Below are 9,803 nucleotides of genomic sequence, written 5' to 3'. Positions count from 1 at the left end.
GGCCCGCCTATACAGGGCGGGATAAAAGGAGCCTGATGTTCTGGCCGGAAGGGATGGGAGAATGGCAGTCTGTGAAAAATGCCGTGAAGAAGTTTCCGGGGCACAGCTGGCCGAGAAAGCCTCTGTGGGGCTATGTGGACGAGGCGGATCCTTATGTGATGGAAATGGAAATCGAGGCGGCAGTGGATCACGGCGTCAATGTTTTCATATATGACTGGTACTGGTTTGACGGAAGGCCTTATCTGGAAAACTGTCTGAACGAAGGCTTCCTGCAGGCGAAGAACCGGGATAAAATGAAGTTCTATCTCATGTGGGCCAACCATGATGTGAATTATACCTGGGATATCCGTCTTTCCTGGGAGCAGGACACCACAATCTGGAAAGGGGGCGTAGACCGGGAGGAATTTGAGCGGATCTGCCGCAGGATAATCCATAAGTATTTTGTACAGCCCAATTATTACCAGATAGACGGGGAACCTGTTTTTCAGATTTATGAACTGGGGATTCTGATCGACGGGCTGGGCGGTCTGGAAAATACCAGGGACGCGCTGAACTGGTTCCGGGAAGAAACAATAAAAGCCGGATTTAAAGGGCTTCACCTGCAGCTGACGGCGCACGGCGGCGTGCCCAATCTTTCCGGCCTGGACAAAGAGAGCGCAAAAGCAGGCGGTGATATCGGCACCTTCCTTGGTTTTTCCAGCGTTACTCATTACCAGTTTGTGCATATTACGGATATTGACCGGGACTATGAGGACATCCTTGCGGATGTGGAGAAGGAATGGGAAGAAATCGGGCGGGATTATGCCATTCCCTATTTTCCACATATTTCGGTGGGCTGGGATAACAATCCCAGATTTACCGGGCTGCGTCAGGGAATTGTGAAAAATAATTCCCCCCAGGCGGTTAAAAAAGGCTTTGAAATGGCCCGGGCCTATGCCGACAGCCATCCCAAACAGCCGCCGCTGATCACGGTAAACAGCTGGAATGAATGGACGGAAACTAGCTATCTGGAACCGGATGATTTGTATGGGTATGGTTATCTGGAGGCGTTGAAAGAGGTTTTCAGGGGAGAATAGCCCGAAAGAAGAAAATAAAAGGTGAGGCAGGAGGATTAAATGGTATGAAAAAAATAACTTTCCCGGACAATTTTTTGTTCGGAACCGCTACCAGCGCGGCCCAGGTGGAGGGAGGCGCGTTTGAGGACGGCAGAGGGATGTCCATCTGGGATGCCTTTGCACGGATCCCGGGAGCCATCGGCGACGCAAGCCTGCCTGACAGGGCCTGCGATATGTATCATACCTATCCGGAGGATTTGAAGCTAGCCAGACAGCTGCATACCAATTCCTTCCGGTTTTCCTTTTCCTGGTCCCGGATTTTCCCGGAAGGAACGGGAAGGGTAAATCAGAAGGGGCTGGATTTTTATAAAAGGCTGGTTGACGAGATGCACAAAAACGGTCTGGTGCCCAATGCAACGCTGTACCACTGGGATCTTCCCTATGAGCTGGAGCGCAGGGGCGGCTGGCTGAACAGGGATGCGGCGGCCTGGTATGGGGAGTATGCTTCTCTTTTATTCCGGGAATTCAAGGATTCCATTCCTCTGTGGGCGACGGTGAATGAACCGATAGCGACTTATGTGGGGTATGCGCTGGGCGGTTTTGCACCAGGAAGAAAGGGCGAGGCTTTCGGGCGTCAGGCGAATCATCATATTCTGATGGCGCACGGGGAAGGCGTCAGAAGGTTCCGGGAAGAGGGAATGGGAGAGGATCAGATCGGTATTGTGGTGGATATCTGGCATCACCATCCCTTCCGGCCGGAAAAGGAAGAGGACAGAAGGCTTGCGGAGCTGGAAAATGAAAAAGCCTACCGTTCCTATCTGAACCCTATATTCCGGGGCTGCTACACGGATGCCCTGCTTGCGTATATGGAGGAAACAGACAGTATGCCGCAGATGCTTCCGGAGGATATGAAGCTGATTTCCCAGCCGATTGATTTCTTTGGGCTCAACTGCTATAACAGGGTGCTTGACTGCGCGGAACCGGGGCTGATGGAAAAAGCGGCCGGAAATGGGGAAGGCGGGAAGAGGAGTATGAATCTTGGCGGGAATTATATGGATAATGGGAACGAATATTATCCAAAGGCCGTATATGATGCGGTTCATATTCTGAATGATACTTATAAAATCGGCATTCCCATTTATATTACGGAAAACGGGACCTTTAACTGCAATGAAACGGTGCAGCCGGACGGCAGGATTCATGATGAGCAGAGGATACAGTATATCAGGGGATTTTTGGGCTGGATCCATAAGGCCATGGAAGAAGGCGCGGATATCCGGGGGTATTATGCCTGGTCCCTGTTGGATAACTGGGAATGGAGCGCCGGATATACCTACCGGTTCGGACTGGTGCATACGGATTTTGAGACACAGGAGAGAGTATTGAAGGACAGCGCTCTGTGGTACCGGGAAATGATTGCTGAAAGAGGGTTTGAGACAGAGTAAAATGAAGCTGATATATGAAATCAGAATCGGAACGGGGGAAGGAAAACTGCCGGAAGAGGGCAGTCTCCTTCCCCCGTTCCGCTCTAAAGGATGGATAGTTAATGAAAGACCAAGGAGAAAAGTTGCTAAGAATTTGTATTTTTTAAATTCAGGCAGAAATCAATAAATTCCTCCATATTCGTATCCGGGTTTTTTCGGAGATTATCGCCAAACTCTTTTACCTGGATTACTTCTCGCCTTTGATATTTGGGGTCGGTAGGAAAAATTTTAATGTACTCCTGTTTTCGTGCATCACCCTTTTTTTCAAATTTAATATGCGATTTTGTCAGGACAGATTCAAGCTGCGGATTATTATATATTGGAAATATGTATCGATATGCCCAATGATTTCTGAACATTTCTTTGTTTATAAAGGCCTTCTTTTGTGCTTCATTACAATCATCTGTGTCTAAAATAATAAAGATTTTAAAATCATCAGTTAAAAATTTTTTTGTCTTAATTTTACAAATTTCCACATCCTCATAGGTAGTAATAAAATCTTGAAAAGTTTTGAATTTTCTGCCATTTAATATTTTCATTACGCTTGTGACCTGTATTGACTTTTCGCCCTTTTTATCACTTTCAACCGCGATTCTTATTCGTAGATTTGATTTAATGAAATCACACATTTGCTTTTCGGACTTACCATGACATATTACGACTGCTTTAAGATAGGAGAGAGTTTTTGTCATTGTACCCTCCTATTCCATCATTTGCATAAGTTCATTAAAATCCACATCCATTGTAATCGGGACGCCGCCATACATTCCCTTCAGGTAACGTTTTCTTTTATTTAGGTTGGGATGTAAATGTTCCTCAAAAGCACTTAATGGGAGTAATTCTTTGTTTGCATTTTCATCGACACTAAATATATAGAAGCATTCATCCGGTAAATCGGATTCCAACAGCATGGTATTATGGGTTGTCATAATGATTTGTCCGTCTATGGAATCATAAAGATTCTCTAAAACCGTATTTATAAGTAAATCATGTATTCCGGTATCCATTTCATCTAAAATGGCGGTTTGCCCTTCAACACAGGACATGAAAAAGGGGATTATCTCAAGTAAATACTGCGTTCCGGTTGATTCTTTGTCAAAATCTATATCTACTAACTGATTATAAATAAGTTTTTTAAACATCAGATGGTACGTTATTTCGTCATCTGTGAATTCTTTTTTGTAATATACCTGTTTGACATCTGAATATAAACGTGTAAAAAATTCATTCAGAAGCGTTTCTGCTTTATCAAGTTCATGAATTTCCAAAGAAGAGATTTTACCCTTATCCAAAGCACCAAGTATTTCATGGGATATTCCCATTTTCCCTCTTTCTACACGATATCCGGCTTTAACCCGGATAGACATTGTCATAAAGTAAGAGATGACATCAAACAATGCATTGCAGATTCGGGCTTTTACATATCCTTTTTTATTTTCTTCAATTTCATAGACAAGCAGGGAAAGCAAGGAATGTTTCCCCCAGAATTTACTTATTAAAATATTGATGTCCTCTTTATAATCTGAACTTTTAAAAATTTTGTCATTAATCCAGACATTTGTCTCATTAATATCAAAAAAGACTGTTTTATTTTTATTTAAAACAAAGTCAAGATGCTCAGATATAATGTGGGTATTATCAGTTTCAATACGGTAAACACCTTTTTTTCCATTTAGTTTAAAGCCAAATTCTAAAAGCATGGAATCCTGTGAATTGATTGTTTTAGAACTTTTAATTATTGATTCAATATCTTTCAGATTTTGCTTCATGAATTTCTGGAAAGAACTATCATCGAATTCTTCATCCGATACGGATTCACGAAGTTTTTCCAACATATCTTTTATAGACATAGTTCTTAATGTTTCATACAATGTAAAAAAAGCGGTAGCTAAATTCGATTTCCCTACGCCGTTTTCACCATAAATCAGTATGAGCTTTTTGGGATTGTCTCGTTTTCCCATGAAATTTACCTGAAAATCAACCAAGGAACAGTAGTTTTTGAGTTTGATATAAGTAAACATAGTTTTATCTCCTTTTTTGATATTATATCATATTTTTAGAAAAAAGATACAATTATATAATGAAAATTATTTGAAAAAGTTATATTTTATAATTAAAATAAGAAAAAGTATTTTGGAAAAGACCCCTAAGTTATTATTAATACCATCCATCTTGATTCCGGGCCAGAGCAGTCCTCCCTTCCTTTTCTTTATTTTCAGCTTCCTTCTTTTCAGGAAAGTGCTATAATATTATCAGTAAACATATGAAAAGAATTTTTAGTATCATAGCATAAGAATCCACAGGAAAAGGAGAAACAAAATGAAAGATTGGAAAGATCGAATCAAGGGAGACTACAGTGATCTGCGCGGGGTATGCCACAACCCTAAGGCCGGCCAGACAAAGGAGGAGATGGCTCAGCAGCTGGAGTATGCGGCGCGTCTGAACCTGAATGCCGTCCGCTTCTGGATGTCCCAGGAGGAATGGGAAAAGAATCCGGAGGCCTATGAGAAAATGCTGCTTGATTTTACAGACAGCTGTGAGGAAAAGGGAATAGGCATCATGCCTATTTTCTGGAACGGCAATTTTATTGAGGATTATACGGAGGCCGGCGAAGAGGAATGGAAGAAAAAAAGAACCTATGCTGAAGCGATTATTTGTCTGTTAAAGCCAAAGAAAGGGCTGCTGATGTGGGATGTTTTCAATGAACCGTTTTGCAATACCTATCTGGGAAGCGCCTCCCCGGAGGACTATCCCCGGAAAAAGGAAAAACTGGCAAAGGACTTAAGGAAGCACTGTGAACTGATCAGAGAACTGGATCCGGACACACCGATCACGGTAGGCCACGAACTGTCATCCCATATGGATTCCACATCCGATCTGGTTGACGTACTCAGCTTCCATGACTACATGCCTACCAGAAGCAGGATGGAAGCCGCTTATCAGACTGCCGTTCAGTTATCCGAAGCAGAAGGCGGCAAGCCGATCCTGAACACGGAAACCGGCTGTATCGGCAGGGCCAACCCCTATGACCTGGAGCTGGAAATGTGTGAAAAATACCACTGCGGTTTCTTCCTTTTCAACCTGATGATTGAAGGCTTCTGGGGGGAAATCCACGGTCTTGTATACCCGGACGGCACAATCCGGGATCCGGGTATTGTGGCTGCGCTGTACGGCTTCAGAAGAAACTGCGGCGATAACAGGATCCTTGCCAGAGGAAACCGGGAAGGCCATGCGCTCAAGGCGGTAAAAGCGGTGGAAGATGTCCTGAAGCTGGAAAATAAAGCCATGTTCGTCAGCAAGGCAAAAAGCACGGATGAGATTCTGGAAGCCGCAGAGTACTGCATCAATATTCTGGAGCCCTGCGAGCTGGTGCCGATGTGGGACAGCTTATCGGCACAGCTGTGCCATTATAGGAGCCAGAAGGCGGAGGAGCGTGACGAATGGGAAATCCAGCGGTTTGCCTATGACTGTGCCATTCGGGTGAAACAGGCCTTTTTAATTATGTAGGAATATGATTATAAAGGAATGCAGCCTGAGCCTTGATTGTTTCAGGAATGCTTAATGTGCATAGGGGAAGTTTACGCCCTCTTTGTAATAGTTAGCGGAAAAGGAATAAAAAAAACAGGAGAAAAAGTAATGGGAATTTGGAGTCAGGCAAAATGGATTACAGCAAAAAGATATGGAAAGCAGATGCCGGTGTTCGGACGGGACCTGTTCCTTAAAAAGCAGCCTGCAAAGGCGGAAATTCACATCTGCGGCCTGGGGCAGTTCGCATTATTCGTGGAGGGAAAGGAAGTAAACAAAGGCGTTTACGAGCCGGGCTGGACCAATTACAGGAAAACCTGCCTTTATAGCACCTATGATGTAACTGCTTTTCTGAACCGGGGAAAAAACAGGTTCCGGGTCATGATTGGAAACGGCATGTATCATGTGGACGGGGAACGGTATGTGAAATTCACCGGTTCCTTCGGGGATCCGCTACTGATTATGGCGCTCTGTGTGACCTATGAGGATGGAACGGCGGAGGAATTTGTCACGGACGGAGAGTGGAGCTGCTGTCCGGGGCCTGTGATGATGTCCTGCATTTACGGCGGTGAGGATTATGACGCGTCTGTCTGTGGCTGGAAGGCAGCCATATCGGAAGGAAAGGCGGAGTGGATTCCTGCTGCAATCTATGAGGGATCTGTGGGGGCGCTGAAGAAGGCCGGCCAGCCGCAGGTGCGGATTCAGAAGGAGCTGCAGGCCGTGGAGGTGTGCAGGCTGGAAGACGGAAGGATAAGGTATGATTTCGGAAGGAATTTTGCCGGGCGCATTAAGATTAAGGCCGCCGGGGAAAAGGGGCAGCAGGTTATTATTACGCCGGGCGAGCTGCTTCTTGGGGACGGAAGCATCAACCAGGAGTTTACGGGAGATCCCCATTATTATGTCTATACCCTTTCAGGGGAAGGGGAAGAAACCTGGATGCCGCGTTTTACCTATTACGGCCAGCGGTATGCCCTGATCCGGACGGATGCCCGGATTTTGGAGGTTACCGGGCAGGAGCAGTATGCGTCTTGCCCTGAAACTGGTTACTTTAAGTGCTCCAATGAAATGTACAACCGGATCCATGAAATCATCGTGGGGGCAATCCGCAGCAATATGCAGAGTGTTTTCACCGACTGCCCCCACAGGGAAAAGCTGGGCTGGCTGGAGGAAACACATTTGATCGGCCCTGGCATCCTGGCTGATTTCGATGCAAAAAAGCTGTTTGAAAAAATCCTGGATGACATGGAGGATTCCCAGACCCCGGAGGGCCTGGTGCCCAGCATCTGCCCGGAATTCGTACAGTTTGAGCTAGGCTTCCGGGATTCCCCGGAATGGGGATCGGCCAGCGTGCTTCTGCCCTGGTATCTGTATAAAAAATACGGTGACATGCAGTTGTTGGAAAAGCATTACGGACTGTCCGAAAGATACGTTGCTTATCTGTTGTCAAAAGCCAGGAACGGTATCCTGAATTACGGGCTGGGAGACTGGTTGGATGTGGGACATTATCCGTCTCACCCGGCCAATACGCCCATACCGGTTACGGCGACGGCCATTTTGTATCAGGATCTGACGGTTATGGCCGAAACAGCGTGTGTGCTGGGCAGGAAAGAGGAGGAAGAGCATTACCGGAAGCTGGCGCAGGACTGCCGGAAGGCCTTTAATGAAGCCTTTTTCTATCCGCTGTCCAAAAACTATGCTAACGGCAGCCAGACGGCCAATGCCATGGCGCTGTTTCTGGAACTGCCGGAGGAAGAATACAGGGAGCCGGTGCTTCAGAATCTGGAAGAGGATATCCGTTTAAAGGGCGGCCATTTTACCGGAGGGGATGTGGGGCATCCTTATATCCTGCGCGCGCTGGCAAAGTACGGCAGGAACGATATCATTGCGGAAAATTTTATGAAAACGGATTTCCCAAGCTACGGTTATCAGGTGAGCTGCAATGCCACCACGCTGTGTGAGGACTGGGACGGCCCCAATCCGGAGCATCCCGTGATGAGCCAGAATCATTTTATGCTGGGCGCGGCGGAGGAATGGTTTTACTGCTCCCTGGCAGGCATCCGGGCGGACGCTTCGGCCAGAGAGCGTATCCGGATACAGCCCTGCTTCCCGGAAGGCGTGGACTGGGTGGACTGCCGGACGCTGACCCCGGCGGGCATGTGCAGGGTATACTGGGAGAGAAAGGAAGAGTATATCCGGGTGGAGGTGACGCTGGAAAAAGAAGAAAGGATTTGTCTTATCCTGAACGGTGAAGAAGAGATCGTGAAGGTGCAGGGAAGCCTGGAAAGAGAAGTAAGAGTGAAATAACGCAAAGCCAGATACTGCAAAGCCGGATGCTGTTTTAGCTTTTGTAGATACCATAGTCCCGCTCCATCTGCAGCTTCATCTGGTGTGCCCTGGAATGGAAAATGGTCTTTCCGTCCCATGTGGCATAGACATGGATTTCCATAATGGACTGATCCGCCATCTTGTAGTTGATACTGAACATTGCGAGAATGTTGTCCTGCATTACCGCATCCATCAGCGCGGCCTGTCCAGAAGCTGCATCGTGGTGATGACGCCCAGCGAATACCGGGAGCGGAATGGATGGAATGTGTGATTTTTCTGCTGCCGGGTAATAAAAATAATAAATTCAGGCACACATTTTATGATTTTTGCATTATGATATTTATAAAGAGTTAGAATAGTGGAAGCGGACCGGGTGCGGCGCGCGGATGGGAGCGGATATGAAGAAAGTGATTTTCAGGGGAGTGGGGACGGCGATTATTACGCCGATGAAGGAAAATGGGGAGATTAATTATCCGGTGTTCAAAAAGCTTCTTGACAGGCAGGCGGACGGCGGGGCGGATGCTGTGGTGGTAGCCGGGACAACGGGGGAAAATGCCACGCTGGATGATGATGAGCATCTGGAGCTTGTGGAGTTTGCGGTGAAGGAGATTGCCGGAAGAATTCCGGTGATTGCCGGGGCTGGCAGCAATAATACGGCCCATGCTGTCTGGATGTCGCAGGAGTGTGAGAAAATCGGGGTGGATGGGCTGCTTCATGTGACGCCATATTATAATAAAACGTCCCAGGAGGGGCTGTACCGTCATTTCAGGGCCTGTGCACAGGCCACGGGGCTTCCGGTGATTCTGTATAATGTGCCTTCCAGGACAGGGGTGAATATTCTGCCGGAGACGTACCGGAGGCTGAGTGAGATTGACAGTATTGTGGGCTGTAAGGAGGCAAGCGGTAATTTCTCGCAGATAGCCGGGATAGCGGCGCTTTGCGGGGAGAACCTGACGATTTATACGGGAAATGATGATCAGATAACCACTGCGCTGGCTCTGGGGGCGCAGGGGGTGATTTCGGTGGTGGGAAATCTGCTGCCCCGGGAAACCCATGACATCTGTCAGGCTTATTTTGACGGGAACTGTGAGGAGAGCAAAAGGCTGCAGCTGAAATATCTGGAATTGATGCAGGCCATGTTTATGGATGTGAATCCGATTCCTGTGAAGCAGGCCATGCGAGCTATGGGGTATGATGTGGGAGAATGCAGGCTTCCTTTGTGTGATATGGATAGTGTTAAAACGGAAAGGCTGCTGCAGGTGCTTAGGGATTATGGGCTGGTTGAAGAGAGGGTGAAGGAGTGAAGGAGGGCGCCAAAAGAGGTGTCCGGCTGCGGAAGGTTTAATTATACTCATAAAGAAGCTGGAAAGTTCAAGTAAAACAGCAATCGAGTAGGAGAAAATTTCTCTGATTA

8 protein-coding genes are annotated in these 9,803 nt (G+C 46.9%); 5 read left to right on the top strand and 3 right to left on the bottom strand.

All coding sequences use genetic code 11. The annotated features are described in order from the left end of the window. A partial coding sequence (locus HMPREF1548_RS22440) for a glycosyltransferase WbsX family protein (RefSeq protein ID WP_021638920.1) occupies window positions 1–1,076 on the top strand: 1,076 nt, incomplete at its 5' end. A 44-nt stretch (window positions 1,077–1,120) separates the two neighbouring features. Continuing rightward, complete coding sequence (locus tag HMPREF1548_RS22435; RefSeq protein WP_021638919.1) at window positions 1,121–2,500, top strand: GH1 family beta-glucosidase; 1,380 nt, start codon at window positions 1,121–1,123, stop codon at window positions 2,498–2,500. A 125-nt stretch (window positions 2,501–2,625) separates the two neighbouring features. Here HMPREF1548_RS22435 and HMPREF1548_RS22430 read toward each other — a convergent pair whose 3' ends face one another. Continuing rightward, window positions 2,626–3,231, bottom strand: coding sequence for a hypothetical protein (locus HMPREF1548_RS22430; protein WP_021638918.1), 606 nt, complete (start codon window positions 3,229–3,231; stop codon window positions 2,626–2,628). 9 nt (window positions 3,232–3,240) lie between these two features. Then, window positions 3,241–4,560, bottom strand: coding sequence for an AAA family ATPase (locus HMPREF1548_RS22425; RefSeq protein ID WP_021638917.1), 1,320 nt, complete (start codon window positions 4,558–4,560; stop codon window positions 3,241–3,243). Between the two features lie 298 nt (window positions 4,561–4,858). Here HMPREF1548_RS22425 and HMPREF1548_RS22420 point away from each other — a divergent pair, with 298 nt between their 5' ends. Next, window positions 4,859–6,046 (top strand): glycoside hydrolase 5 family protein, encoded by a 1,188-nt coding sequence (locus tag HMPREF1548_RS22420; RefSeq protein ID WP_021638915.1) that lies wholly within the window; start codon window positions 4,859–4,861, stop codon window positions 6,044–6,046. Between the two features lie 129 nt (window positions 6,047–6,175). Next, on the top strand, window positions 6,176–8,368 hold the full coding sequence (locus HMPREF1548_RS22415; RefSeq protein ID WP_198168672.1) for an alpha-L-rhamnosidase: 2,193 nt from the start codon (window positions 6,176–6,178) through the stop codon (window positions 8,366–8,368). A 34-nt stretch (window positions 8,369–8,402) separates the two neighbouring features. On the opposite strand, the gene HMPREF1548_RS22410 is transcribed toward HMPREF1548_RS22415, so the two are convergent. Then, on the bottom strand, window positions 8,403–8,570 hold the full coding sequence (locus HMPREF1548_RS22410; protein ID WP_198168671.1) for a hypothetical protein: 168 nt from the start codon (window positions 8,568–8,570) through the stop codon (window positions 8,403–8,405). Window positions 8,571–8,787: 217 nt separating this feature from the next. On the opposite strand from HMPREF1548_RS22410, the gene dapA reads away from it, so the two are divergent. Beyond that, complete coding sequence (gene dapA / locus HMPREF1548_RS22405) at window positions 8,788–9,693, top strand: 4-hydroxy-tetrahydrodipicolinate synthase (RefSeq protein WP_035323468.1); 906 nt, start codon at window positions 8,788–8,790, stop codon at window positions 9,691–9,693. The last annotated feature ends 110 nt before the right edge of the window (window positions 9,694–9,803 follow it).

Origin of the sequence: Clostridium sp. KLE 1755 (assembly GCF_000466465.2) — a bacterium.
Lineage (GTDB): Bacteria > Bacillota > Clostridia > Lachnospirales > Lachnospiraceae > Eisenbergiella > Eisenbergiella porci.
This window is presented reverse-complemented; position numbering and strand designations above follow the sequence as displayed.

Excerpts from the sequence above, each read along its gene's own strand:
- HMPREF1548_RS22435 (WP_021638919.1), top strand. The coding sequence starts at position 1,121 with ATGAAAAAAATAACTTTCCCGGACAATTTTTTGTTCGGAACCGCTACC.
- HMPREF1548_RS22430 (WP_021638918.1), bottom strand. The coding sequence starts at position 3,231 with ATGACAAAAACTCTCTCCTATCTTAAAGCAGTCGTAATATGTCATGGT.
- HMPREF1548_RS22425 (WP_021638917.1), bottom strand. The coding sequence starts at position 4,560 with ATGTTTACTTATATCAAACTCAAAAACTACTGTTCCTTGGTTGATTTT.
- HMPREF1548_RS22420 (WP_021638915.1), top strand. The coding sequence starts at position 4,859 with ATGAAAGATTGGAAAGATCGAATCAAGGGAGACTACAGTGATCTGCGC.
- HMPREF1548_RS22415 (WP_198168672.1), top strand. The coding sequence starts at position 6,176 with ATGGGAATTTGGAGTCAGGCAAAATGGATTACAGCAAAAAGATATGGA.
- HMPREF1548_RS22410 (WP_198168671.1), bottom strand. The coding sequence starts at position 8,570 with ATGCAGGACAACATTCTCGCAATGTTCAGTATCAACTACAAGATGGCG.
- dapA (WP_035323468.1), top strand. The coding sequence starts at position 8,788 with ATGAAGAAAGTGATTTTCAGGGGAGTGGGGACGGCGATTATTACGCCG.